Below are 25,925 nucleotides of genomic sequence, written 5' to 3'. Positions count from 1 at the left end.
ATGACGCCAATCAGGCGATGCCGTAGCTCATCAGACGTTCGTAGCGGCGCTCCAGCAGCTTGGCGCTGTCCAGCTTGCGCAGCATGTCGAGCTGCTCGGCCAGTTCCACGCGAATCGACTGGGCAGTGGTGGCCGGATCGCGATGGGCGCCGCCCAGCGGCTCGGCGATCACCTTGTCGACGATGCCCAGGCCCTTCAGGCGCTCGGCGGTGATGCCCATGGCCTCGGCCGCGTCCGGCGCCTTCTCGGCGGTCTTCCACAGGATGGAGGCGCAACCTTCCGGCGAGATCACCGAGTAGGTGGAGTACTGCAGCATGTTCAGCTGATCGCAGACGCCGATGGCCAGCGCGCCGCCGGAGCCGCCCTCGCCGATCACGGTAGCGATGATCGGGGTCTTCAGACGCGCCATCACGCGCAGGTTCCAGGCGATTGCCTCGCTCTGGTTGCGCTCCTCGGCGTCGATGCCCGGGTAGGCACCCGGCGTGTCGATGAAGGTCAGGATCGGCAGCTTGAAGCGCTCGGCCATCTCCATCAGGCGGCAGGCCTTTCGATAGCCCTCGGGGCGCGGCATGCCGAAGTTGCGGCGCACCTTCTCGCGCACTTCGCGACCCTTCTGGTGGCCGATGACCATCACCGGCTGGCCATCCAGGCGCGCGGTACCACCAACGATGGCGGCGTCATCGGAGAAGTGACGGTCACCGTGCAACTCGTCGAACTCGGTGAAGAGGTGCTCGATGTAGTCGAGGGTGTAGGGGCGGCGCGGATGGCGCGACAGCTGGGAAATCTGCCAGCTGCTGAGGTTGCCGAAGATGGTCTCGGTCAGCGCGCTGCTCTTGTCCTGCAGGCGGGAAATCTCGTCGCTGATGTTCAGCGCGTTGTCGTTGCCCACCAGGCGCAGCTCTTCGATCTTGGCTTGCAGGTCGGCAATCGGCTGTTCGAAGTCGAGGAAGTTCGGGTTCATAAGCGTCCGTCTAGCATCGGCGGCCCAGGGGCCGGGCGGTGTTCCATGTGGCGCCTACCTTAAGGGATAGTGCGCCCGTGGTCGAGGCCGAACGCGGCAGGCCCGAGGCCTGCCGTTCAGCGGTATTGGAGGAAGACGTTGTCTTTGCCGAACTGGTCACGCAGGGCCTGGATCAGGTTGTCTGCCGGGTCGATGCGCCATTGCTCGCCGAACTGCAGCACCGCCTTGGCCTCGCTGCCGCTGTAGTCCAGGGTCAGCGGGCAGGCGCCCTTGTGCTTGCCGAACAGCTCGCCCAGCCAGCGCAGACGATCGCCCTGCAGCGCCTCGCGCGGGGCGCGAATACGCAGGCTCTCGGCCAGGCCGGTGCGCGCCTCTTCCAGGCTCATCACCCGCTTGGCGCGCAGGCGCAGGCCACCGGAGAACTCGTCATTGCTCACCTCGCCCTCGACCACCACCAGGGCGTCGGTCTGCAGCAGCGCCTGGGCGCTGGCGAAGGCATCGGCGAACAGCGAGGCCTCGATCCGCCCGGAGCGGTCGTCGAGAGTGATGAAGCCCATCTTGTCGCCCTTCTTGTTCTTCATCACCCGCAGGGCCACGATCAGCCCGGCGATGGTCTGGGTATCGCGGGCGGCACGCAGCTCGACGATGCGCTGGCGCGCGAAGCGGCGCACCTCGCCCTCGTATTCGTCGATCGGGTGGCCGGTGAGGTACAGACCCAGGGTGTCCTTCTCGCCCTTCAGGCGCTCCTTGATCGACAGCTCGCGAGCATTGCGGTGATTGACGTAAAGGTCCGCCTCAGGCTCGGCGAACACGCCGCCGAACAGGTCCATATGGCCGCTGTCGTGACTGCGCGCGGTCTGTTCGGCGGCCTGTACCGCCTCCTCCATGGCCGCCAGCAGTACGGCGCGGTTGCGGTCGACGCTGGCCTGGTAGGCCTTGAGCTCATCCTGGTAGTACGGACCGAGGCGATCCAGCGCGCCGGAACGCACCAGCGCCTCCAGGGTGCGTTTGTTGATGCGTTTGAGGTCGACGCGGTTGCAGAAGTCGAACAGATCCTTGAACGGACCGCCCTCGGCACGGCACTCGACGATGGCCTCCACCGGCCCCTCGCCCACACCCTTGACCGCGCCCAGGCCGTAGACGATGCGCCCGTCCTCGTTGACGGTGAACTTGAACTCCGAGGTATTCACGTCCGGCGCATCGAGGCGCAGCTTCATGCTGCGGCACTCCTCGATGAGGATCACCACCTTGTCGGTGTTGTGCATATCCGCCGACAGCACTGCGGCCATGAAGGGCGCCGGGTAGTGAGCCTTGAGCCAGGCGGTCTGGTAGGAGACCAGGCCGTACGCGGCCGAGTGGGATTTGTTGAAGCCGTAGCCGGCGAACTTTTCCACCAGGTCGAAGATGTTGCCCGCCAGGTTGGCATCGATGCCGTTGCCCGCGCAGCCCTCGATGAAGCCGCCGCGCTGCTTGGCCATCTCCTCAGGCTTCTTCTTGCCCATGGCGCGGCGCAGCATGTCCGCGCCACCGAGGGTGTAGCCCGCCATCACCTGGGCGATCTGCATCACCTGTTCCTGGTACAGGATGATGCCGTAGGTGGGCTTGAGCACGGGCTCCAGGCCGGCGTACTGGTAGTCGGGGTGCGGGTAGGAGAGCTGCTCGCGACCGTGCTTGCGGTTGATGAAGTCGTCCACCATGCCCGACTGCAGCGGGCCGGGGCGGAACAGCGCCACCAGTGCGATCATGTCTTCCAGGCAGTCGGGCTTGAGCTTCTTGATCAGCTCCTTCATGCCGCGTGATTCGAGCTGGAACACGGCCGTGGTTTCGGCCTTCTGCAGCATCGCGTAGGTCGGCTTGTCGTCCAGCGGGATGAAGTCGATGTTGATCAGCTCTTCATCCGACGCGCCCTCGCGCTTCTGGATGCGATGGATGGTCTCCATCGCCCACTTGATGATGGTCAGGGTACGCAGGCCGAGGAAGTCGAACTTCACCAGGCCGGCCGCCTCCACGTCGTCCTTGTCGAACTGGGTGACCAGGCCGCCGCCCTCTTCATCGCAGGAAGTCGGCGCGAAGTCGGTCAGCTTGGTCGGCGCGATCACCACACCACCGGCGTGCTTGCCGGTGCCGCGCACCACACCCTCGAGCTTCAGGGCCATGTCCCAGATTTCCTGGGCTTCCTCGTCGGCCTTGAGGAAGTCGCGCAGCACCTCTTCCTGCTCGTAGGCCGCCTCCAGGGTCATGCCGACCTCGAAGGGGATCATCTTCGACAGGCGGTCGGCCAGGCCGTAGGACTTGCCCTGCACCCGCGCCACGTCGCGCACCACCGCCTTGGCCGCCATGGAACCGAAGGTGATGATCTGGCTCACCGCGTTACGGCCATACTTCTCGGCCACGTAATCGATCACCCGGTCGCGACCGTCCATGCAGAAGTCGACGTCGAAGTCGGGCATGGAAATACGTTCGGGGTTGAGGAAGCGCTCGAACAGCAGGTCATAGGCCAGCGGGTCGAGGTCGGTGATCTTCAGCACGTAGGCCACCAGCGAGCCGGCGCCCGAACCCCGGCCCGGACCGACCGGCACGCCGTTGTTCTTCGCCCACTTGATGAAGTCCATCACGATGAGGAAGTAACCGGGGAAGCCCATCTGGATGATGATGTCGAGCTCGAAGTTCAGGCGGTCGACGTAGACCTGGCGCTTCTCCTCGTAGTTGGGCGTGGTGTCCTTCGGCCACAGCACGGCCAGACGCTCCTCCAGGCCCTCGAAGGAGGCGTGGCGCAGGTAGTCGTCGATACCCATGCCGTTGGGCGTGGGGAAATCGGGGAGGAAGTACTTGCCCAGCTGCACGTCGATGTTGCAGCGCTTGGCGATCTCGACCGTGTTTTCCAGCGCCTCGGGCAGGTCGGCGAACAGCTCGGCCATCTCCTCCGGCGACTTGAGGTACTGCTCCTCGGAGTAGTTGCGCGGGCGGCGCGGGTCATCCAGGGTGCGGCCCTCGCCGATGCACACGCGGGTCTCGTGGGCCTCGAAGTCGCCCGGCTTGAGGAAGCGCACGTCGTTGGTCGCCACCAGCGGCACGCCAGTGCGAGCGGCCAGCGCTACCGCGGCATGCAGATGCTCTTCGTCGTTGACCCTATTGGTGCGTTGTACCTCCAGGTAGAAGCGCTCCGGGAACACCGCCAGCCACTCATCGAGCAGCGCCTCGGCGCGCCCCGGCTCGCCGGACAGCAGGGCCATGCCGACCTCGCCCTCACGAGCGCCGGACAGCGCAATCACGCCTTCGGCAGCCTCCTTGACCCAGTCGCGCTGGATGATCACCAGGCCATTGTCCTGCCCCTCGGCCCAGCCGCGGGAGATCAGTTCGGTGAGGTTGCGATAGCCCTGGGCGTTCATCGCCAGCAGGGTCAGACGCGACAGCGGCCCATCCTCGTCCGGGCTGGCCAGCCAGATATCGGCGCCGCAGATCGGCTTGATGCCGGCGCCCATGGCGGTCTTGTAGAACTTCACCAGCGAGCACATGTTGCTCATGTCGGTGACGGCCACCGCCGGCATGCCTGCCCCGGCGACGGCCTTGACCAGCGGTTTGACCCGTACCAGCCCGTCGACCAGGGAAAACTCGGTATGCAGGCGCAGATGGACGAAGGTAGCGGTCATGACAATCCCGTTGGTGACACAGAAACGATAAGGCCCGGATTGTACCGGGCCTCGACTTAAACAACAGCTTGCGAACCAGCCGTGCGGCGCTTATTCGATCCCTTCCAGCACATTGCGTACCGGGGCAAACGAGCGCCGATGAATGGGCGTGGCACCCAGGCGCTTGAGGGCTTCCAGATGGACGGGCGTCGGATAGCCCTTGTGCCCACCGATGCCGTAGCCCGGGTAGAGTTTCTCCATCTCGGCCATCTCGCGATCACGACTGACCTTGGCCAGGATCGACGCCGCCGCGATGGCCGGCACCTGGGCATCGCCACCCACCACCGGCGCGCTGGGCACCGCCAGTTTGGGGCAGCGGTTGCCATCGATCAGCGCCAGCTTCGGGGTAACGCTCAAGCCCTCCACCGCGCGCTGCATGGCCAGCATGGTGGCATGCAGGATGTTGAGCTGGTCGATCTCCTCCACCTCGGCGCGGGCGATGCACCAAGCCAGGGCCTTTTCGCGGATCTCGTCGAACAGCTTTTCGCGGCGTGCCTCGGTGAGCTTCTTCGAATCGTTGAGGCCGGCAATCGGCCGAGCCGGATCGAGGATCACCGCGGCGGTGACCACCGGCCCGCACAGCGGACCGCGGCCGACTTCGTCGACACCGGCGACCAGCTCCTCGACCAGGGCGAAATCCAGTCCGAGCTGCATCAGGCCTGCCCCACCAGCTTGAGCACGGCGTCGGCGGCCTGCTCCGAGGCATCCTGGCGCAGGGCGCGATGAATCACGTCGAAGCCCAGGGTCTGCACCGCGCCATCCTCCAGCAGCGGCGCCAGGGTCTGGGCCAGAGCGTCGGGAGTCGCGGCATCCTGGATCAGCTCGGGCACCAGCATGCGCTCGGCCAGCAGGTTCGGCAGCGAAATGTAGGGGCTCTTCACCAGACGCTTGAGGATGCGGTAGGTCAGCGGCGCCACCTTGTAGGCCACCACCATCGGCCGCTTGTGCAGCAGGGCTTCCAGGGTCGCGGTGCCGGAGGCGATCAGCACCGCGTCGCAGGCTGCCAGGGCTTCGTGGGAGCGACCATCGAGCAGGCGCAGCGGCAGGTTGCGCCCGGCGAGCATGGCTTCCAGCTGGGCGCGGCGCTCGGCGTTGGCGCAGGGCAGCACGAACTGCACACCCGGCCGCAAGGCGCGCAGCCGCTCGGCGGCATCGAGGAACAGCTCACCGAGACGCGCCACCTCGCCGCCACGGCTGCCCGGCAACAGCGCAACCACGCTGTCGTCCGGCGTCAGGCCCAAGGCTTCGCGCGCACCATCGCGATCGGCCTGCAGGGGAATGGTGTTGGCCAACGGATGGCCGACGAAACGCACCGGCACCTGGTGACCCAGGTAGAAGCGCGCCTCGAAGGGGAACAGCGTCAGCATCAGGTCGCAGGCTTCGCGGATCTTCAGCACGCGCTTCTGCCGCCAGGCCCAGACGGATGGGCTTACGTAGTGCACGGTCCTGATCCCGGCCTGGCGCAGCTTGAGCTCTAGGGTCAGGTTGAAATCCGGCGCATCGATGCCGATGAACACGTCCGGCTTGGCGGCGATCAGTTCCTTGATCAGGCGCTTGCGGCGGCCCAGCAGCTCACGCAGGCGACCGAGCACCTCGACCAGGCCCATGACCGCCAGACGCTCCATGGGGAAGCTCGACACCAGGCCTTCGGCCTCCATGCGCGGACCGCCGACGCCGATGAACTCGATCTGCGGATGTTTCTGCTTGAGCGCCTGCATCAGGCCGGCACCGAGGATGTCGCCGGAGGCCTCTCCGGCCACCAGCGCAACGAGAAGGGGGCGGCTCATGATCAGCGGGTGATGCCGCGGGTCGACGCCTGGACGGAATCGCGGAACACCGCCACCTCCGGGAACTGCGCCGCGGACTCGGCCAGTTCGGCCAGCGCCTGCTCGACGGTCAGGCCCTGGCGATACACCACCTTGTAGGCGCGGCGCAGGGCGGCAATGGCCTCGGCACTGAAGCCACGACGGCGCATGCCCTCGAAGTTCATGCTGCGCGCCTCGGCCGGGTTGCCGAACACGGTGACGTAGGCCGGCACGTCCTTGCCGATGGCGGTGCCCATGCCGGAGAAGCTGTGGGCGCCGATGCGGCAGAACTGATGGACCAGGGTGAAGCCGGAGAGGATCGCCCAGTCGTCCATGTGTACATGGCCGGCCAGCGCGGTGTTGTTGACCAGGATGCAGTGGTTGCCGATCACGCTGTCGTGGCCGATGTGGACGTAGGCCATCAGCAGGTTGTGGTCGCCGATGGTGGTCTCGGAGCGATCCTGCACGGTGCCACGGTGAATGGTCACGCCTTCGCGAATCACATTGTGATCGCCGATCACCAGCCGGGTCGGCTCGCCGTTGTACTTCAGGTCCGGAGTATCTTCACCGACCGAAGAGAACTGGTAGATCTTGTTGTGCTTGCCGATGACGGTCGGGCCCTTGAGGACCACATGCGGGCCGACCACCGTACCCTCGCCGATTTCCACATCCGGTCCGATGATCGACCAGGGGCCGACCTGAACGTCATCCGCCAGCTTGGCCGACGGATCGATGATGGCGCGAGGGTCGATCAAACTCATAGCTTGCGTTCCGCACAGATGATTTCGGCCGAGCAGACTTCCTTGCCATCGACGCTGGCCTGACAGGCAAACTTCCAGATGCTGCGCTTGACGCTGAGGAACTTGGCCTCAAGCACCAGCTGATCGCCCGGCAGGACCGGCTGGCGGAAGCGCAGCTTGTCGGAGCCGACGAAGTAATACAGGGTGCCATCGGCCGGCTTCACGTCGAGCATCTTGAAGCCGAGAATGCCGGCCGCCTGGGCCATGGCCTCGATGATGAGCACACCCGGCATGATCGGATGTTCGGGGAAATGACCGTTGAAGAATGGCTCGTTGATGCTGACATTCTTGTAGGCGCGAATGGTCTTGCCTTCGATATCCAGCTCGGCGACACGATCTACCAGCAGAAACGGGTAGCGGTGCGGCAGATATTCGCGAATCTCGTTGATGTCCATCATTTGCAGAAAGCCTGTACTAAAAAAAAGGGCGTGCCTGGGCAAGATCAGGCATCAGATGAGGCCTGGTCGTCCGGGGTCACGGCGGCGAGGCGCTTTTCCAGCTCGCGCAGGCGCCGCGCCATGTCGTCCAGTTGACGGATGCGGGCAGCGCTCTTCTTCCAGTCACCCGCAGTCTGCATGGCAGTACCGGAAGAATAGGCGCCCGGCTCGGTGATCGAGCGGGTGACCATGGTCATGCCGGTCACGAACACGTTGTCACACACTTCGATATGACCAACCATGCCGACGCCACCGGCGATCATGCAGTGCTTGCCGATCTTGGTGCTGCCGGAAATACCGACGCAGCCGGCCATGGCAGTGTGATCGCCGATCTGCACGTTATGCGCGATCATGATCTGGTTATCCAGCTTCACGCCGTTGCCGATCACCGTATCGGCCAGGGCGCCGCGATCAATGGTGGTATTGGCGCCGACTTCCACGTCGTCACCCAGCACCACGCCGCCAATCTGCGCGATCTTCAGCCATACGCCCTTTTCGTTGGCGAAGCCGAAGCCCTCGCCGCCGAGCACCGCGCCGGACTGAATGACCACGCGCTTGCCGATCCTCACATCGTGATAGAGGGTGACGCGCGGCGCCAGCCAGCCGCCCTCGCCCACCACGCTGCGCGCACCGATCACACAGTGCGCACCAATGGTGACGGCCGCGCCGATCTGCGCACCGCTCTCGATCACCGCATAGGCACCGATGCTGGCACTCGGATCGACCTGGGCATCGGCAGCGACCAGCGCAGTCGGGTGCACACCGGCAGCCGCGACGGGCTTGCTATCGAACAGATGGGAAAGCTGGGCGAAGGCCAGATAGGGGCTGGCCACCACCAGAGCGTCGCCGGCATAGCCTTCGGCATCGGCGACGGTCAGCAGCACCACGCCGGCACGAGTCTCGGCGAGGAACTTGCGGTACTGCGCATTGGCGAGAAAACTCAGCTGATCGGGGCCGGCGTCCTGCAGGGTCGCCAGACCGCGAATCGGCTTGTCCGCGGCGCCACGCAAGGTGGCGCCGAGACGCTCGGCCAGCTGACCGAGGGTGAAGACCACTGCGCTCATGCTCAGCGCTGCGAGTTCATGCGCTGGATGACCTGACGGGTGATCTCGTACTGCGGCTTGACGTCTACCACGGCACCACGCTCCAGGACCAGGTCATAGTTGCCCTGCTTGATCACTTCCTCGACGGCCTTGTCCAGCTTCGGCTTGAGTTGCTTGAGCATGTCACGGTCGGAGATCGCCTTGGCCTCGTTCAGCTCCTTGGACTGGAACTGGAAATCGCGAGCCTTCTGCTTGAATTCCAGCTCCAGGCGCTCACGCTCGGCCTGCTGCATCTTCTCGGCATCCTTGACCAGACGGTCCTGGATACGCTTGGCGTCGGCTTCCAGCTGCTTGAGCTTGTTCAGCTGCGGACCGAACTTCTTCTCGGCATCCACGGCATATTTCTTGGCGGCATCGGACTCGAGCAGGGCCATCTGATAGTTCATCACCGCGATTTTCATCTCGGCGAAGGCCGGGGTTGCCATCAGGGTGGCGGCAACCAGAACCAGTTGAGTCAACTTACGCACGATGCACTCCTGCAACAAAACACTGTTGTCTAGCAAATTAGAAAGTTTGGCCCAGGGAGAACTGGAATATCTGAGTATCCGCCTCTTCCGGCTTCTTGATCGGAGCCGCCAGGCTGAAACTCAGCGGCCCCATAGCGGTGACCCAGGTCACCCCGACACCCACGGAGCTCGCCAGGTCGCCGAAGTCGATGTTGTTGCAGCTCGGCGACGAGGAAGCACAGGAGGTGTCGTACACGTTACCCACATCCCAGAACAGGACGGTACGCAGGGAGCGCTGATCCTTGACGAACGGCAGGGGGAACAGCAGTTCCGCACCACCCTGGATCAACACGTTGCCACCGAAGGGCAGCGGGTCCTGATCCGGATCCGTATAGCGGCCGTACTTGTCTTGCGCGTTGTATACCAAGTTGCCACTGGCGTCGCGCACCGCGCTCGGGGTGCTGCGCGGACCTAGGCTGCTGTCCTCGAAGCCACGCACCGAGTTGAAGCCGCCCGCGAAGTAGTGCTCGTAGAACGGCAGCTCCGAGGTGGAACCATAGGCGTCACCGAAGCCCAGCTCGGTGTGGAAGCGCAGGGTGTACTTGTCGTTGATCGGCGTGAACAGCTGACCGCGGTAGTCGAGCTTGAAGAACGACAGGTCGCTGCCTGGCACGGTGCTTTCCAGCACCAGGCTCTGGGAATGGCCACGGTTGGCCAGCACGCCGCGGTTCAGGGTCGACTCGGACCAGCCGATGGAAGCCTTCAGGTTCAGGTAGTCGTCGCCTTCCTGCTCGATGAAGTCGATGATCTCGTCAACGGTGTAGTCGCCGGTATCGATGCTGTCCTGTTGGATGGTCAGGCCGTAGGTCAGGCGCGAGGTCTCGCTGATCGGGTAGCCGATGCTCATGCCGGCACCCAGGCTGTCTACCGAGTAGCTGGACACGTCGACGTCGAGGTCATCGTAGTCGGTGGTGCGGTAGAAGGCGTTGTAACCCAGGCTGACGCCGTCGACCGTCCAGTAGGGGTCGACGAAGCCAAAGTTGTAGCGGGTCTGGTATTCGGAGCGGGTCAGGCCGACGCTGACCTTGTTACCGCTACCCAGGAAGTTGTTCTGGCTGATCGAGCCACCGAGGATCAGACCGGCGTTCTGGGCGAAGCCGACGCTGGCGGTTATAGAGCCGGATGCCTGCTCTTCCACGCTGTAGTTGACGTCGACCTGGTCGTCGGTGCCCGGCACCTGCGGGGTTTCTACGTTGACTTCCTTGAAGTAGCCCAGGCGCTCCAGACGGGTCTTGGACTGGTCGATCAGGTAGGTCGAGGCCCAGCCGCCTTCCATCTGGCGCATCTCGCGGCGCAGCACCTCGTCTTCGGTCTTGGTGTTGCCACGGAAGTTGATGCGGTTGACGTAGGCGCGCTTGCCCGGGTCGACCACGAAGGTGATGGCGACGGTCTTGTCCGCATCGTTGGGCTGCGGCACGCCATTGACGTTGGCGAAGGTGTAGCCTTCGTTACCCAGGCGGCGGGTGATCAGCTCGGAGGTGGTGGTCATCACCTTGCGCGAGAAGACCTGTCCTTCCTTGACCAGCAGCAGCTTCTTCACTTCTTCTTCCGGCACCTTCAAGTCGCCGGAGAGTTTGACTTCGCTGACGCTGTACTTCTCGCCTTCTTCGACGTTGACGGTGATGTAGACGTGCTTCTTGTCCGGGGTGATGGATACCTGGGTGGAGGAGATATCCATATTGATGTAGCCGCGGTCCAGGTAGTAGGAGCGCAGGCGTTCCAGGTCACCGGACAGTTTCTCGCGGGCATACTTGTCGTCGTTCTTGAAGAAGGACAGCCAGTTGGTGGTCTTCAGCTCGAACAGGGCGGTCAGGTCTTCGTCCGGGAAGACGCTGTTGCCGACCACGTTGATGTGCTGGATGGCGGCGACCGAACCCTCGTTGATGGTGATCTTCAGCGCCACGCGGTTACGCGGCTGGGGAATCACCTCGGCCTCGATCTCGGCGGAGTAGCGGCCCTGGGCCACGTACTGGCGCAGGAGCTCGTTGCGCACGCCTTCCAGCGTGGCGCGCTGGAAGATCTCGCCCTCGGCCAGGCCGGACTGCTGCAGGCCCTTCATCAGGTCTTCGGTGGTGATCGCCTTGTTGCCTTCGATCTCGACGGTGGAGATCGACGGACGTTCGACCACACTGATCACCAGCACGTCGCCTTCGCGGCCGAGCTGGATGTCCTGGAAGAAACCGGTCTTGAACAGGGAGCGGGTAGCGTCCACCAGACGGCGGTCGTCGACCTGGTCACCGACATTGAGCGGGAGAGCGCCGAACAGGCTGCCGGCGGAGACCCGCTGCAGGCCATTGACGCGGATGTCTGTGATGGTGAAGGACTCGGCGTGAACTTCGGCGATCATCAGGGCGGCGAGGACCGCAGGTAGCAGCAGACGTTTCATGAAGTCCTTTCTTATTCCAACTGATAATAAAGAAACTGCCGCGATACGCGGCAGATTCGGAATTCAGCTATTCGTTACAGACGACTCAAGTCATTGACCAGGGCCAGCAACATCACCCCAAGCACCAGACTGATACCGATCTGAATGCCCCAACCCTGCACCCGCTCGGACAGCGGACGACCACGCGCCCACTCGACCAGGTAGAACAGCAAATGCCCCCCATCCAGAACGGGAATGGGCAGCAAATTGAGAACCCCCAAGCTAATGCTCAGATAGGCGAGGAAATTGAGGAAATCCGCCACGCCGGACTGAGCCGAAGCGCCCGCCACTTTAGCAATGGTTATCGGCCCACTCAAGTTTTTTACCGACAGCTCGCCGAACAGCATTTTCTTCAGCGAATCAAGGGTTAGCGCGGTCATGCTCCAGGTACGGCGCAGGCTCTCGCTGACTGCATCGAGCGGGCCAAAGCTGACCTCGCGCAACATATCCGCAGGCCAAGGCCCAGTTGAAATCACCGCACCAAGGTAGCCGGCTTTCTTAACAAGCTCTGGATCCGAAGGAATAGACAGCTCAACACGCTCTTCTACCCCCTCACGCACATAGATCAGGATCACTGACTTTCCAGACAGGCTTTTGGCTAACTTGACCACCTGATCTGGCGACGCCAGAGCATCTCCAGACAAGGAAATAAGCTGATCCTTTTCCCGCAGCCCTGCCTTTTCCGCCACGCTCCCAGGGAGAACGCTCTCGATTCTGGGCGGCCCATCGGGGATCCAACGCTTGATACCTAACCCCGACAGAGGCTCGGGATCATCGGCACCACGTAGCCAGCCGTCCAGCTTGACCACATGAGTAGTTTCCAGGCGCGAATCACGGTCACGGGCTTTCAGCTCGAGAGTTCCCGTCTCACCGAGACGCCGCACCAACTGCAGAGTCACGGCATGCCAGCCGGGCGTGCTCTCGCCATCCACCGCCACGATTTCCTGACCGGCACGCAGCCCCGCCGCCGACGCGAGACTTTCCGGCTCGACCTGACCGATCACGGGGCGCACCTGCTGCGAGCCCAGCATGGCGATGATCCAGAAGAACAGGATGGCGAGCAGGAAATTGGCGATCGGGCCAGCCGCGACTATGGCGATGCGCTGTTTGACCGACTTGCGATTGAAGGCCTGATCGAGTTGCTCGAGCGGCACATCCCCCTCGCGCTCGTCGAGCATCTTCACGTAACCGCCCAGAGGAATGGCCGCGACCATGAACTCGGTGCCATGACGGTCGTACCAACGCACCAGCGGCGTGCCGAAGCCCACTGAGAAGCGCAGCACCTTGACGCCGCAGCGCCGCGCCACCCAGAAATGGCCGAACTCGTGGAAGGTGACCAGCACCCCGAGCGCGATCAGGGTGCCGAAGATCATGTACAACCCGCTCATTCCGTCTTCCTCCGGGCCTCAGCGCCCGTGGCGATTCAACCAGTCGACTGCCAGGGTTCTGGCCCGGGCATCCGCCGCCAGCACCGCATCCAGGTCCGCGACCGCGGCCGATGCCTGACGACTCAGGGTGTCCTCGATGATACGCGCGATCTCCGGGAAGCGGATGCGCCGTTCGAGAAACGCCGCCACCGCCACCTCGTTCGCCGCATTGAGCATCGCCGGCGCACTGCCGCCGGCCTCCGCAGCCTGGCGCGCCAGGCGCAGACAGGGGAAACGCTGCTCGTCGGGATGCTGGAAATCCAGGCGGGCAACGGCAAACAGGTCCAGCGGCGCCACGCCGGAGTCGATCCGCTCCGGCCAGGCCAGGGCATTGGCGATGGGCGTACGCATATCCGGGTTGCCCAGTTGAGCCAGCACCGAACCATCCACGTAATCGACCAGGGAATGGATCACGCTTTGCGGGTGGATCACCACCTCGACCTGGGACGGGCGCGCATCGAACAGCCAGCAAGCCTCGATCAGCTCCAGCCCCTTGTTCATCATGCTCGCCGAGTCCACGGAGATCTTGCGTCCCATGGACCAGTTCGGGTGGGCACAGGCCTGCTCCGGCGAAACAAGCTCCAGTTCACTTAGCGGCGTTTCGCGGAACGGACCGCCGGAGGCAGTCAGCAGAATCCGCCGCACCCCGACCGCACCGAGGCCGCGGGCGTAATCGCCGGGCAGGCACTGGAAGATCGCGTTGTGTTCGCTGTCGATCGGCAGCAGCGTGGCGCCATGCTCGCGCACCGCCTGCATGAAGAGGTCGCCGGACATCACCAGCGCTTCCTTGTTGGCCAGCAGCACCCTCTTGCCCGCGCACACGGCAGCCAGGGTCGGCTTGAGGCCGGCGGCACCGACGATGGCGGCCATCACCGCATCCACTTCCGGATGGGCAGCCACCTCGCACAGACCGCCCTCCCCCACCAGCACCCGCGTCGACAGGCCCGCGGCCTGCAGGGAGTCCTGCAGCCTTCGCGCACTGCCCTCATCGGCGGTCACGGCAAACTGCGGGCGATGCTTGAGGCACAGCTGTTCGAGTTCGACCAGACGGGAGAAGCCACTGAGGGCAAAGGCCTGGTAGCGCTGCGGGTGGCGTGCGATCACATCCAGGGTGCTGAGGCCGATCGAACCGGTTGCCCCCAGTACGACGATGCGTTGCGGCTGACTCACTGCACGCCCCAGCCCGCTAGCCACAGCAGCACGGCAAACAGCGGAATGGCGGCGGTCAGGCTGTCGATGCGATCCAGCACACCGCCATGACCGGGCAAGAGATTGCTGCTGTCCTTGATCCCGGACTGACGCTTGAACATGCTCTCGGTCAGGTCACCGATCACCGACCCTGCCACCACCAGCGCGGCACCCGCCAGCGCCAGCAGCAGCCCGGGGGGCTGCCAGCCCTGCTGCAGACCTACCGCCAGGGTGATCAGCAAACTGGCAGCCAGGCCACCGAAGAAACCTTCCCAGCTCTTGCCGGGACTGACGCGCGGCGCCAGCTTGCGCTTGCCAAACGCCTTGCCGGCGAAATAGGCGCCGATATCGGCGCCCCACACCAGCACCATCACCGCGATGATCAGGCCGTTGGCCTGTGGCCACTGCTTGAGCTGCACCAGCCCCTGCCAGGCCGGCAGCAGGATCAGCAGGCCGATCAGCAGCTTGCCGGGCAAGCCGCCCCAGTAGCGACTGCTATCCGGGTAATTCAGCACCAGCAGGGTCGCCAGCAGCCACCAGAGCACCGCGGCACCCAGCAACCAGGGCGCCAGAGCCGGAACCAGGTATGCGCTGTAGAGTGATGCCGCCACGACCAGTGCATAGGCCACGCGCTGCGGCTGGGCTGCGAGACCCGCCAGGCGCGCCCACTCCCAGGCACCCAAGGTGACGACGGCACCGATGAACAGGGCGAACGCCCAGCCATCGAGCAGGAAGAAACCACCCAGGGCGATGGGCAACAGGATCAGGGCAGTAATGATGCGCTGCTTCAGCATTGGCGAGCCTCGGCTTCCACCTGCTCGCTGGTCTTGCCGAAGCGACGCTGGCGGGTAGCGAAATCGGCCAGCGCCTTGCGCATGGCCTCGTGCTTGAAATCCGGCCAGAACAGGTCGGAGAAGTACAGCTCGGAATAGGCCAGCTGCCAGAGCAGGAAGTTGCTGATGCGATGCTCGCCGCCAGTGCGGATGCACAGGTCCGGCAACGGCAGATCGCCGGTGGCCAGGCAGCTCTGCAACAGCTCGGGGGTGATGTCTTCGCTCTGCAGGTGACCGGCCTGGACTTCCCGCGCGAGACGCTGGGCAGCCTGAGCGATGTCCCACTGGCCGCCATAGTTGGCGGCGATCTGCAGGACGAAGCGGTTCTCGCCGGCGGTCTGCAACTCGGCGTCGCGCATGGCCGCCTGCAGCTCCGGATGGAAGCGCGAGCGATCACCGATGATGCGCAAGCTGATGGCATTGTCCTTGAGCTTACGCGCCTCGCGACGCAGGGCACCGAGGAACAGCTCCATCAGCGCGCCGACCTCTTCGGCCGGGCGCTGCCAGTTCTCGCTGGAGAAGGCGAACAGGGTCAGCACCTCGACGCCGGCCTCGGCACACACCTCGATGACCGCACGCACCGCATCGACGCCGGCCTTGTGCCCGGCCACGCCGGGCAACAGGCGTTTCTTCGCCCAGCGGTTGTTGCCATCCATGATGATGGCGACATGACGCGGTATCGCCGGCGGCGCTTCCTGCTTGGCCTTGCTCACATCACACCGCCATCAGGTCGGCTTCTTTGGCTTCCAGGGCCTTGTCGACCTCGGCAACGAACTTGTCGGTGAGCTTCTGCACTTCGTCGGCGGCGCGACGCTCTTCGTCTTCACTGATTTCCTTGTCCTTAGACAGCTTCTTCAGCTCGGCCAGGGCATCGCGGCGCACGTTGCGCACGGCCACCTTGGCATCTTCGGCAACGCCGCGCGCCTGCTTGGTGTAGCCCTTGCGGGTCTCCTCGGTCAGGGCGGGCATCGGCACACGAATGGTGGTGCCGGCGCTGCTCGGGTTCAGGCCGAGATCGGAGGTCATGATGGCCTTCTCGATTGCAGCGCTGAGGGTCTTGTCGTGAGCGACGATCTTCAGGGTACGGGCATCTTCCACGCTGATCGCAGCAACCTGGTTCAGTGGCATGTCGCTGCCGTAGGCCGGGACCTTGACGCTGTCCAGAATGCTGGGATGCGCGCGACCGGTACGAATGGAGGCCAGGTTGCGCCCCAGCGACTCCAGGGACTTGACCATGCGCTCTTGGGCGTCTTTCTTGATCTCGTTGATCATTGTGCATCCTCCTCGATCAGGGTTCCTTCGGCGCCACCCACCACGATGTTCAGCAGGGCGCCAGGCTTGTTCATATTGAAGACCCGCAGCGGCATCTTGTGATCGCGCACCAGGCAGATGGCCGTCAGGTCCATCACGCCGAGCTTGCGGTCGAGCACCTCGTCATAGGTCAGGCGCTCGAACTTCTCCGCATTGGGGTCCTTGAAAGGATCGGCAGTGTACACGCCATCGACCTTGGTGGCTTTCAGCACCAGGTCGGCATCGATCTCGATGGCGCGCAGGCAGGCCGCCGAGTCGGTGGTGAAGAACGGGTTGCCGGTGCCGGCGGCGAAGATCACCACTTCACCGGTGCCCAGGTGGCGCATGGCCTTACGGCGATCGTAGTGATCGGTCACGCCGACCATGGAGATGGCCGACATCACCAGCGCCGGGATATTCGAGCGCTCCAGGGCGTCGCGCATGGCCAGGGCGTTCATCACGGTGGCCAGCATGCCCATGTGGTCGCCAGTGACGCGATCCATGCCGGCGGCGGAGAGGGCCGCACCGCGGAACAGGTTGCCGCCGCCGATCACCAGACCGACCTGTACGCCGATACCGACCAGTTGGCCGACTTCCAGCGCCATGCGGTCCAGCACCTTGGGGTCGATACCGAACTCTTCCGAACCCACCAGGGCTTCGCCGCTTAGTTTGAGCAGAATGCGTTTATAGCGAGGTTGACGACCACTCACCTGCTGAGCCATTGCGAGTCTCTCCTGCGGCGTTGTTTGGCTACTTATCTTACCCGGCAGTCAGACTGCTGCCCGGTGAATTCGTGCGGGATGCCCCCGCGCTTTGCAAAAGAGGCTGCACGCGTGAGCGGGCAGCCTCTTCTGTTCAACAGTGCGAAACCGTCTTACTGCTTGGCAGCGGCTACCTGAGCAGCAACTTCGGCAGCGAAGTCAGCCTCGACCTTCTCGATGCCCTCGCCCACTTCGAAGCGGGTGAAGGAGACGATTTCGGCGCCGGCTTTCTTGACCAGGTCACCGACCTTGACTTCCGGATCCATGACGAAGGCTTGCTCGACCAGGCTGGCTTCGGCCAGGAACTTGGCGATACGGCCCTTGACCATGTTCTCGACGATGTTCTCCGGCTTGCCGGCGATCTTCTCGGCGTTCAGCTGCAGGAAGATTTCCTTTTCCTTGGCGATCAGCTCTTCGGAAACATCCGACGGGCTCAGAACGGCAGGGTTGGAAGCAGCGACGTGCATGGCAACGTGCTTGGCCAGTTCTTCGTTGCCGCCTTTCAGGACAACCAGAACACCGATGCGGTGGCCGTGCAGGTAGGAACCCACGACATCGCCCTCAACGGCAGCCAGACGACGGATGTTGACGTTCTCGCCGCACTTGGCAACCAGGGCCTCACGAGCGGATTCGCGGGAAGCGATCAGCGGAGCGGCGTCGGTCAGCTTCTGAGCGAAGGCTTCGTCCAGGCTTTCTTTGACGAAGGCCTTGAAGTCGTCCTGCAGGGCCAGGAAGTCGGTCTGCGAGTTGACTTCGATCAGCAGGCCACGACCACCTTCGACACGAGCAGCGATGGCGCCTTCGGCAGCGACGTTACCGGCCTTCTTGGCGGCCTTGATGGCACCGGAGGCGCGCATGTCGTCGATGGCCTTCTCGATGTCGCCTTCAGCGGCAACCAGAGCCTTCTTGCACTCCATCATGCCTTGGCCGGTACGCTCGCGCAGTTCTTTAACCAGGGCTGCAGTGATTTCTGCCATGTTCCTAATCCTCTTGAAGTGGTGTTTCAACCATTCAACCCGGCCACGCCGGGCACAAAATTCGTAAGTGGCAAAAAGGGGGCCTAGCCCCCTTCTCGCGCAACGGGATGCTTTATCCCGTTATCAGCCTTCGCTGGCCTCGGAGGCAGCTTCTTCGACGAACTCGTCGGTGCCGCCAGCGGAGTTGCCACGACCACGGATCACGGCGTCGGCCATGGCACCCATGTACAGCTGGATGGCGCGGATGGCGTCGTCGTTACCCGGGATGATGTAGTCAACGCCTTCCGGGCTGCTGTTGGTATCGACAATGCCGATGACCGGAATGCCCAGCTTGTTGGCTTCGGTGATGGCAATGCGCTCGTGGTCAACGTCGATCACGAACAGAGCGTCCGGCAGACCACCCATGTCCTTGATGCCGCCCAGGCTGCGATCCAGTTTTTCCAGGTCGCGGGAGCGCATCAGGGCTTCTTTCTTGGTCAGCTTGGCGAAGGTGCCGTCCTGGGACTGGGTTTCCAGCTCGCGCAGGCGCTTGATCGAAGCACGGATGGTCTTGAAGTTGGTCAGCATGCCGCCGAGCCAGCGGTGATCGACGTACGGGGAACCGCAACGTGCGGCTTCTTCAGCGACGATCTTGCCAGCGGAACGCTTGGTGCCGACGAACAGAATCTTGTTTTTACCCGAAGCCAGCTTCTCGACGAACGACAGGGCGTCGTTGAACATCGGCAGGGTCTTTTCGAGGTTGATGATGTGGATCTTGTTACGCGCGCCGAAAATGAACTTGCCCATTTTCGGGTTCCAGTAACGGGTCTGGTGGCCGAAGTGCACACCGGCCTTCAGCATATCGCGCATGTTGACTTGGGACATGATAGTTCCTTGATAAGTCGGGTTAGGCCTCCACGCATCCCAATCTCCAACCCTTGCGGGCACCCAGGAAATCGTGTCGATACGTGTGCGGGTTAGTGCTTCACGAGCCCACTGGCCGTAAAGCGGCGCGTTTTATACCACACAAAGCCCGGACAGGCTAGCCAAACCCCACTTTAGCGCCATGCCGCCGCCGGGCGGCTTTCTGCTAGAATCGCCGTCTTCCCCGATTTACCTAGCGCCGCCGGCGCCGAGAGAGACCGCATGACCGTCACCATCAAGACTCCTGCCGAAATCGAAAAGATGCGCGTGGCCGGCCGCCTGGCCGCCGAAGTGCTGGAGATGATCGGCGAACACGTCAAACCCGGCGTCACTACCGAGGAAATCGACCGCATCTGCCACGACTATATCGTCAACGTGCAGAAGGCCATTCCCGCCCCGCTCAACTACGGCGCCGCTCCGGGCCGCCCGGGCTTCCCCAAGTCGGTCTGCACCTCGATCAACCACGTGGTCTGCCACGGCATTCCCAACGACAAGCCGCTCAAGGATGGCGATGTGCTGAACATCGACGTCACCGTGATCAAGGACGGCTACCACGGCGACACCAGCAAGATGTTCATGGTCGGCAAGGTGCCGGAGTGGGCCCAGCGCCTGGCGCAGGTCACCCAGGAATGCATGTACAAGGGCATCCAGCTGGTCAAGCCGGGCGCACGCCTGGGCGACATCGGCGAAGTGATCCAGAAGCACGCCGAGAAGCAGGGCTTCTCCGTGGTGCGTGAGTACTGCGGTCATGGCATCGGCGCGGTGTTCCACGAGGAGCCGCAGGTCCTGCACTATGGCCGCGCCGGCACCGGCATGGAGCTCCGGGAAGGCATGACCTTCACCATCGAACCGATGATCAACCAGGGCCGCCCGGAAACCCGCCTGCTCGGCGACGGCTGGACCGCCATCACCAAGGATCGCAAGCTCTCCGCCCAGTGGGAACACACCGTGCTGGTCACCGCCGACGGCTACGAGATCCTCACCCTGCGCAGCGACGACACCCTGCCGCGCACCTCGGCCTGAGCCCATACATATAGATAGAAGGTAGGCACGCATGCCGCAGATGGACCCGGAGTTGTTTGACCGCGGCCAGTTCCAGGCGGAACTGGCGCTCAAGTCCAGTCCCATCGCGGCCTTCAAGAAGGCCATCAAGCAGGCTCGCGAGGTGCTCGACGGGCGCTTCCGCGAGGGCCGCGACATTCGCCGCCTGGTCGAGGACCGCGCCTGGTTCGTCGACCAGATCCTGCAGGAAGCCTGGAAGCGCTTCGCCTGGAGCGAAGACGCCGACATCGCCCTGCTGGCCGTCGGTGGCTACGGCCGCGGCGAGCTGCACCCCAACTCCGACATCGACCTGCTGATCCTGCTCGACAGCGCCGACCACGAGATCTTCCGCGACGCCATCGAGGGCTTCCTCACCCTGCTCTGGGACATCGGCCTGGAAGTCGGCCAGAGCGTGCGCAGCGTCGACGAATGCGCCGAGGAGGCCCGCGCCGACCTGACGGTGGTCACCAACCTGATGGAAAGCCGCACCATCGCCGGCCCCGAACGCCTGCGCCAGCGCATGCAGCAGGTCACCAGCACCGAGCAGATGTGGCCGAGCAAGCACTTCTTCCTGGCCAAGCGCAAGGAAGCCAAGGCGCGCCACGCCAAGTACAACGACACTGAATACAACCTCGAACCCAATGTGAAGGGCTCGCCCGGCGGCCTGCGCGATATCCAGACCATCCTCTGGGTCGCCCGCCGCCAGTTCGGCAGCCTGAATCTGCACTCCCTGGTGCAAGAGGGTTTCCTGGTCGACAGCGAGTACAGCATGCTGGCCTCGGCCCAGGAGTTCCTGTGGAAGGTGCGCTACGCCCTGCATATGCTGGCCGGCCGCGCCGAGGACCGCCTGCTGTTCGACCACCAGCGCAAGATCGCCGGCCTGCTCGGCTTCGAGGACGGCGATGGCAAGCTTGCCGTCGAGCGCTTCATGCAGAAGTACTACCGGGTGGTGATGGGCGTCGCCGAACTGTCCGAGCTGATCAACCAGCACTTCGAGGACGTGCTGCTGCGCGAGGGCGAGCGCGGTCAGGCGCAGCCGCTGAACAGCCGTTTCCAGGTGCGCGATGGCTATATCGAGGTGACCAGCCCCGGCGTGTTCAGGCGCACTCCGTTCGCCATCCTCGAAGTCTTCGTGCTGATGGCCCAGCACCCCGAGATCAAGGGCGTGCGCGCCGACACCATCCGCCTGCTGCGCGACAGCCGCGGCCTGATCGACGACGAATTCCGTCGCGACATCCGCAACACCAGCCTGTTCATCGAGCTGTTCAAGTCGCCCCAGGGCATCCACCGCAACCTGCGGCGGATGAACCGCTACGGCATCCTCGGCCGCTACCTGCCGGAGTTCGGCCACATAGTCGGGCAGATGCAGCACGACCTGTTCCACATCTATACCGTGGACGCCCACACGCTCAACCTGATCAAGCACCTGCGCAAGCTGAAGTGGCCGGAGCTGGCGGAGAAGTTCCCGCTGGCCAGCAAGGTTATCGACAAGCTGCCCAAGCCCGAGCTGATCTACCTCGCCGGCCTCTACCACGACATCGGCAAGGGCCGCGGCGGCGACCACTCCGAGCTCGGCGCGGTGGACGCCGAAGCCTTCTGCGCGCGCCATCAGCTGCCGCTGTGGGATAGCCGCCTGATTGTCTGGCTGGTGCAGAACCACCTGGTGATGTCGACCACCGCCCAGCGCAAGGACCTGTCCGACCCGCAGGTGATCTTCGACTTCGCCCAACTGGTCGGCGACCAGACCCGCCTGGACTACCTCTACGTGCTGACCGTGGCCGACATCAACGCCACCAACCCCAGCCTGTGGAACTCCTGGCGTGCCAGCCTGCTGCGTCAGCTCTATACCGAGACCAAGCGCGCCCTGCGCCGCGGCCTGGAGAACCCGCTGGATCGCGAAGAGCAGATTCGCCAGACCCAGACCTCGGCCATCGACATCCTGGTGCGCAACGGCACCGACCAGGACGACGCCGAGCAGCTATGGAGCCAGCTCGGCGACGACTATTTCCTGCGCCATGCCGCGGCCGACGTGGCCTGGCACACCGAGGCGATCCTCCAGCACCCGGCCGGCAAGAACCCCCTGGTGCTGATCAAGGAAACCGCCCAGCGCGAGTTCGAGGGCGCTACCCAGATCTTCATCTACGCCCCGGACCAGCACGACTTCTTCGCCGTGACCGTGGCCGCCATGGACCAGCTCAACCTGAACATCCATGACGCCCGGGTGATCACCTCCACCAGCCAGTTCACCCTCGACACCTACATCGTCCTGGACGCCGACGGAGGCCGTATCGGCGAAAACCCGGCGCGCATCAAGGAGATCCGCGACGGCCTGGTGGAAGCGCTGAAGAATCCGGACGACTACCCGAACATCATCCAGCGGCGGGTGCCGCGCCAGCTCAAGCACTTCGCCTTCGCCCCGCAGGTGACCATCCATAACGACGCCCAGCGCCCGGTCACCGTGCTGGAGATCACCGCGCCGGACCGCCCCGGCCTGCTGGCGCGGATCGGCAAGATCTTCCTCGACTTCGACCTGTCGCTGCAGAACGCCAAGATCGCCACCCTCGGCGAGCGCGTGGAGGACGTGTTCTTCATCACCGACGCGCACAACCAGCCGTTGTCCGACCCGGAGCTGTGCGCACGCCTGCAGGACGCCATCGTCCAGCAGCTGTCGCAGGCCAACGGCGAGACCGTCAACCTCGGCTCGATCAGTATCTGAACCGGGCCCCGGCACAGCCGGTGGCCCGCCCCGCAAGAAAGAGACGCTATGAACCACGCCCTGACCCAGCTGCAGCCCTACCCCTTCGAGAAGCTGCGCGCCCTGCTCGCCGGCGCCACCCCGCCGGCGGACAAGCGCCCGATCGCCCTGTCCATCGGCGAGCCCAAGCACAAGTCGCCGGACTTCGTGGCCAAGGCCCTGGCGGACAATCTCGATCAGCTGGCCGTGTACCCGACCACCCTGGGCATCCCGGCGCTGCGCGAAGCCATCGCCGCCTGGTGCGAGCGCCGCTTCGGCGTCCCAAACGGCTGGCTGGACGCCGCCCGCCACGTGCTGCCGGTCAACGGTACCCGCGAGGCACTGTTCGCCTTTACCCAGACCGTGGTGCAGCGCGCCGAGCCTTCACAAGAGCGCGGCCTGGTGGTCAGTCCCAACCCCTTCTATCAGATCTACGAAGGCGCAGCCCTGCTCGCCGGCGCCGAGCCGCACTACCTGCCATGCCTGGAAGACAACGGCTTCAACCCGGACTTCGACGCCGTGCCGGCCGAAGTCTGGCAGCGCTGCCAGATCCTCTTCCTCTGCTCACCGGGCAATCCCACCGGCGCCCTGGTGCCGATGGAGCAGCTGAAGAAACTGATCGCCCTGGCCGATGAGCACGACTTCGTGATCGCCGCCGACGAGTGCTACAGCGAGCTGTATTTCGACGAGGAAAACCCGCCGCCCGGCCTGCTGACCGCCTGCGCCGAGCTGGGCCGCAGCGACTTCAAGCGCTGCGTGGTGTTCCACAGCCTGTCCAAGCGCTCCAACCTGCCGGGCCTGCGTTCCGGCTTCGTGGCCGGCGACGCCGACATCCTCAAGGCCTTCCTGCTCTATCGCACCTACCATGGCTGCGCCATGCCGGTGCAGACACAGCTGGCCAGCGTCGCCGCCTGGCAGGACGAGGCCCACGTGCGTGCCAACCGCGACCAGTACCGCGCCAAGTACGACGCCGTGCTGGAGATCCTGCAGCCGGTGCTGGACGTACAGCGCCCGGATGGCAGCTTCTACCTGTGGGCCAGGACCCCGGGTGACGACACCACTTTCACCCGCGAGCTGTTCGCCCGCGAGCATGTCACCGTGGTGCCGGGCTCGTACCTGTCGCGTGAAGTGAATGGCGAGAATCCGGGGGCCGGGCGCGTGCGCCTGGCCCTGGTCGCGCCGCTGGCCGAGTGCATCGAAGCCGCCGAACGCATTCGCCGCTTCGTGCAAGGCTGATAGCCGGAAAAAAGAAGCCCGGCACGAGGGCCGGGCAGTAGGAGCGTCACGCTCACCCTGCCCGGCCACGCGTGAAAGGATCGTGAAATGATCTTCCGGCAGCATGCCGGGCTGTCGCTCGCCCGACATGGCATAATCGCCACCCCTGTTTTACGCAATGCAAGCGCAGTGGGCCGACCGCCCCCGCGAGGAACCCCGATGTCCTACACCCTCTACGGCATAAAAGCGTGCGACACCATGAAGAAGGCCCGCACCTGGCTCGACGAGCAGGGTGTGAGCTATGCCTTCCACGACTACAAGACTGCCGCCATCGACCGCGCCAACCTGCAGAAGTGGTGCGCCGAACATGGCTGGGAAACCGTGCTGAACCGTGCCGGCACCACCTTCCGCAAGCTGGACGACGCGCAGAAGGCCGACCTGAACCAGGACAAGGCCATCGAACTGATGCTGGCCCAGCCGTCGATGATCAAGCGTCCGGTACTGGACCTGGGCGGCAAGACCCTGGTCGGCTTCAAGCCGGATCTCTACGCCGCAGCATTCAAGTGAACGGGCGCGCCGCCTGATTTCCACCCTATTTCGAGTTACGAGGAACACACCATGTCGCAATCCCTGTTCAGCCTGGCCTTCGGCGTCGGCACCCAGAACCGCCAGGGCGCCTGGCTGGAAGTCTTCTACGCCCAGCCGCTGTTGAACCCGGCCGCCGAGCTGGTCGCAGCCGTTGCCGAGAAGCTGGGCTATGCCGGTGGCAACCAGGCCATCGCCATCACCACCAACCAGGCCGGCGAGCTGTCCAACGCCCTCAAGGCCATCGACGCCACCCAGGCCGCCCTGCTCACTCGCCTGGCCGAGAGCCAGCGTCCGCTGGTGGTCACCCTGCTGGCCGAAGACGCCGCGCTGACCTCCACCCCCGAGGCCTACCTCAAGCTGCACCTGCTGTCGCACCGCCTGGCCAAGCCCCACGGCCTGAACCTGACCGGTATCTTCCCGCTGCTGCCGAACGTGGCCTGGACCAGCCAGGGCGCCGTCGATCTGGGCGAGCTGGCCGAGCGCCAGCTGGAAGCGCGCCTGAAGGGCGAGCTGCTGGAAGTGTTCTCGGTGGACAAGTTCCCCAAGATGACCGACTACGTGGTGCCTGCCGGCGTGCGCATCGCCGACAGCGCCCGTGTGCGCCTGGGCGCCTACATCGGTGAAGGCACCACCGTGATGCACGAAGGCTTTGTCAACTTCAACGGCGGTACCGCCGGCCCCGGCATGATCGAAGGCCGCGTTTCCGCCGGCGTATTCGTCGGCAAGGGCTCGGACCTGGGCGGCGGCTGCTCGACCATGGGTACCCTGTCCGGCGGTGGCAACATCGTCATCAGCGTCGGCGAAGGCTGCCTGATCGGCGCCAACGCCGGTATCGGCATCCCGCTGGGCGACCGCAACACCGTGGAATCCGGCCTGTACATCACCGCCGGCACCAAGGTGGCCCTGCTCGACGAGCAGAACAACCTGGTCAAGGTACTCAAGGCCCGCGACCTGGCCGGCCAGCCGGACCTGCTGTTCCGCCGCAACTCGCAGACCGGTGCGGTGGAGTGCAAGACCAACAAGACTGCCATCGAGCTGAACGAGGCGCTGCACGCGCATAACTGAAAATCGGAGCTGAAGCGTCGCGAGCGACGGCCAGGCAAGGCGAAATCAGGCGAGGGCGCGCAGTTTACTGAGTGTAAATGAGCAGCCTGAGCCTGATTTCAACGCCGCATGGCCTAGCGCAGCAGCTTCAGACCGATTTTCGGCCGTGTGATGGTGAACAGGCCGGGCTAATGCCCG

General features: G+C 64.3%; 22 protein-coding genes. 5 read left to right on the top strand and 17 right to left on the bottom strand.

Going from position 1 to position 25,925, the window contains the following annotated elements; translation table 11 throughout:
* Nucleotides 1–10: 10 nt before the first annotated feature.
* From FFS62_RS18630 to rpsB, 17 genes are all read right to left on the bottom strand, one after another.
* Nucleotides 11–961, bottom strand: coding sequence for an acetyl-CoA carboxylase carboxyltransferase subunit alpha (locus FFS62_RS18630; RefSeq protein WP_137974338.1), 951 nt, complete (start codon nucleotides 959–961; stop codon nucleotides 11–13).
* A 116-nt stretch (nucleotides 962–1,077) separates the two neighbouring features.
* Complete coding sequence (dnaE, locus tag FFS62_RS18625; RefSeq protein WP_137974337.1) at nucleotides 1,078–4,611, bottom strand: DNA polymerase III subunit alpha; 3,534 nt, start codon at nucleotides 4,609–4,611, stop codon at nucleotides 1,078–1,080.
* 90 nt (nucleotides 4,612–4,701) lie between these two features.
* Complete coding sequence (gene rnhB / locus FFS62_RS18620; protein ID WP_137974336.1) at nucleotides 4,702–5,304, bottom strand: ribonuclease HII; 603 nt, start codon at nucleotides 5,302–5,304, stop codon at nucleotides 4,702–4,704.
* On the bottom strand, nucleotides 5,304–6,437 hold the full coding sequence (lpxB, locus tag FFS62_RS18615) for a lipid-A-disaccharide synthase (RefSeq protein ID WP_137974335.1): 1,134 nt from the start codon (nucleotides 6,435–6,437) through the stop codon (nucleotides 5,304–5,306). Before lpxB ends, rnhB begins: the two co-directional genes overlap by 1 nt.
* Nucleotides 6,438–6,439: 2 nt before the next feature.
* On the bottom strand, nucleotides 6,440–7,216 hold the full coding sequence (gene lpxA / locus FFS62_RS18610) for an acyl-ACP--UDP-N-acetylglucosamine O-acyltransferase (RefSeq protein WP_137974334.1): 777 nt from the start codon (nucleotides 7,214–7,216) through the stop codon (nucleotides 6,440–6,442).
* Nucleotides 7,213–7,653 (bottom strand): 3-hydroxyacyl-ACP dehydratase FabZ, encoded by a 441-nt coding sequence (gene fabZ, locus FFS62_RS18605; RefSeq protein ID WP_137974333.1) that lies wholly within the window; start codon nucleotides 7,651–7,653, stop codon nucleotides 7,213–7,215. Before fabZ ends, lpxA begins: the two co-directional genes overlap by 4 nt.
* 44 nt (nucleotides 7,654–7,697) lie before the next feature.
* Entirely contained in the window at nucleotides 7,698–8,756 is a 1,059-nt protein-coding gene (lpxD, locus tag FFS62_RS18600; RefSeq protein ID WP_137974332.1) for a UDP-3-O-(3-hydroxymyristoyl)glucosamine N-acyltransferase, read from the bottom strand.
* A gap of 2 nt (nucleotides 8,757–8,758) precedes the next feature.
* Nucleotides 8,759–9,262 (bottom strand): OmpH family outer membrane protein, encoded by a 504-nt coding sequence (locus tag FFS62_RS18595; RefSeq protein ID WP_137974331.1) that lies wholly within the window; start codon nucleotides 9,260–9,262, stop codon nucleotides 8,759–8,761.
* Nucleotides 9,263–9,299: 37 nt separating this feature from the next.
* Nucleotides 9,300–11,687, bottom strand: coding sequence for an outer membrane protein assembly factor BamA (gene bamA / locus FFS62_RS18590; RefSeq protein ID WP_137974330.1), 2,388 nt, complete (start codon nucleotides 11,685–11,687; stop codon nucleotides 9,300–9,302).
* A gap of 74 nt (nucleotides 11,688–11,761) precedes the next feature.
* A complete protein-coding gene (gene rseP / locus FFS62_RS18585; RefSeq protein ID WP_137974329.1) occupies nucleotides 11,762–13,114 on the bottom strand; it encodes an RIP metalloprotease RseP in 1,353 nt (450 codons plus the stop codon).
* A gap of 18 nt (nucleotides 13,115–13,132) precedes the next feature.
* Complete coding sequence (gene ispC / locus FFS62_RS18580) at nucleotides 13,133–14,323, bottom strand: 1-deoxy-D-xylulose-5-phosphate reductoisomerase (RefSeq protein WP_137974328.1); 1,191 nt, start codon at nucleotides 14,321–14,323, stop codon at nucleotides 13,133–13,135.
* Entirely contained in the window at nucleotides 14,320–15,135 is an 816-nt protein-coding gene (locus FFS62_RS18575) for a phosphatidate cytidylyltransferase (RefSeq protein ID WP_137974327.1), read from the bottom strand. Before FFS62_RS18575 ends, ispC begins: the two co-directional genes overlap by 4 nt.
* Nucleotides 15,129–15,887 carry a polyprenyl diphosphate synthase gene (gene uppS / locus FFS62_RS18570; protein ID WP_137974326.1) on the bottom strand — a complete coding sequence of 253 codons (759 nt, stop codon included), beginning with the start codon at nucleotides 15,885–15,887 and terminating at the stop codon, nucleotides 15,129–15,131. Before uppS ends, FFS62_RS18575 begins: the two co-directional genes overlap by 7 nt.
* Nucleotide 15,888: 1 nt before the next feature.
* Nucleotides 15,889–16,446 carry a ribosome recycling factor gene (gene frr / locus FFS62_RS18565; RefSeq protein WP_137974325.1) on the bottom strand — a complete coding sequence of 186 codons (558 nt, stop codon included), beginning with the start codon at nucleotides 16,444–16,446 and terminating at the stop codon, nucleotides 15,889–15,891.
* The gene (gene pyrH, locus FFS62_RS18560; protein ID WP_137974324.1) at nucleotides 16,443–17,186 is read right to left on the bottom strand and encodes a UMP kinase; all 744 of its coding nucleotides are present in this window, start codon (nucleotides 17,184–17,186) and stop codon (nucleotides 16,443–16,445) included. Before pyrH ends, frr begins: the two co-directional genes overlap by 4 nt.
* 152 nt (nucleotides 17,187–17,338) lie before the next feature.
* Nucleotides 17,339–18,202: a translation elongation factor Ts gene (tsf, locus tag FFS62_RS18555; protein WP_137974323.1), complete on the bottom strand. Its 864-nt coding sequence runs from the start codon at nucleotides 18,200–18,202 to the stop codon at nucleotides 17,339–17,341.
* A gap of 123 nt (nucleotides 18,203–18,325) precedes the next feature.
* Entirely contained in the window at nucleotides 18,326–19,066 is a 741-nt protein-coding gene (rpsB, locus tag FFS62_RS18550) for a 30S ribosomal protein S2 (protein ID WP_043306949.1), read from the bottom strand.
* 261 nt (nucleotides 19,067–19,327) lie between these two features.
* Here rpsB and map point away from each other — a divergent pair, with 261 nt between their 5' ends.
* The 5 genes from map (at nucleotide 19,328) to dapD (ending at nucleotide 25,748) form a co-directional block, all read left to right on the top strand.
* Nucleotides 19,328–20,128 carry a type I methionyl aminopeptidase gene (map, locus tag FFS62_RS18545; RefSeq protein WP_137974322.1) on the top strand — a complete coding sequence of 267 codons (801 nt, stop codon included), beginning with the start codon at nucleotides 19,328–19,330 and terminating at the stop codon, nucleotides 20,126–20,128.
* Between the two features lie 31 nt (nucleotides 20,129–20,159).
* On the top strand, nucleotides 20,160–22,862 hold the full coding sequence (locus tag FFS62_RS18540; RefSeq protein ID WP_137974321.1) for a [protein-PII] uridylyltransferase: 2,703 nt from the start codon (nucleotides 20,160–20,162) through the stop codon (nucleotides 22,860–22,862).
* A gap of 48 nt (nucleotides 22,863–22,910) precedes the next feature.
* Nucleotides 22,911–24,116, top strand: coding sequence for a succinyldiaminopimelate transaminase (gene dapC / locus FFS62_RS18535; RefSeq protein ID WP_137974320.1), 1,206 nt, complete (start codon nucleotides 22,911–22,913; stop codon nucleotides 24,114–24,116).
* A gap of 198 nt (nucleotides 24,117–24,314) precedes the next feature.
* Complete coding sequence (locus tag FFS62_RS18530) at nucleotides 24,315–24,662, top strand: ArsC family reductase (protein ID WP_137974319.1); 348 nt, start codon at nucleotides 24,315–24,317, stop codon at nucleotides 24,660–24,662.
* 51 nt (nucleotides 24,663–24,713) lie between these two features.
* Complete coding sequence (dapD, locus tag FFS62_RS18525) at nucleotides 24,714–25,748, top strand: 2,3,4,5-tetrahydropyridine-2,6-dicarboxylate N-succinyltransferase (protein WP_137974318.1); 1,035 nt, start codon at nucleotides 24,714–24,716, stop codon at nucleotides 25,746–25,748.
* The last annotated feature ends 177 nt before the right edge of the window (nucleotides 25,749–25,925 follow it).

It is taken from the genome of Pseudomonas sp. F(2018) (assembly GCF_005508865.1).
In the GTDB taxonomy this organism is placed as follows: domain Bacteria; phylum Pseudomonadota; class Gammaproteobacteria; order Pseudomonadales; family Pseudomonadaceae; genus Aquipseudomonas.
This window is presented reverse-complemented; position numbering and strand designations above follow the sequence as displayed.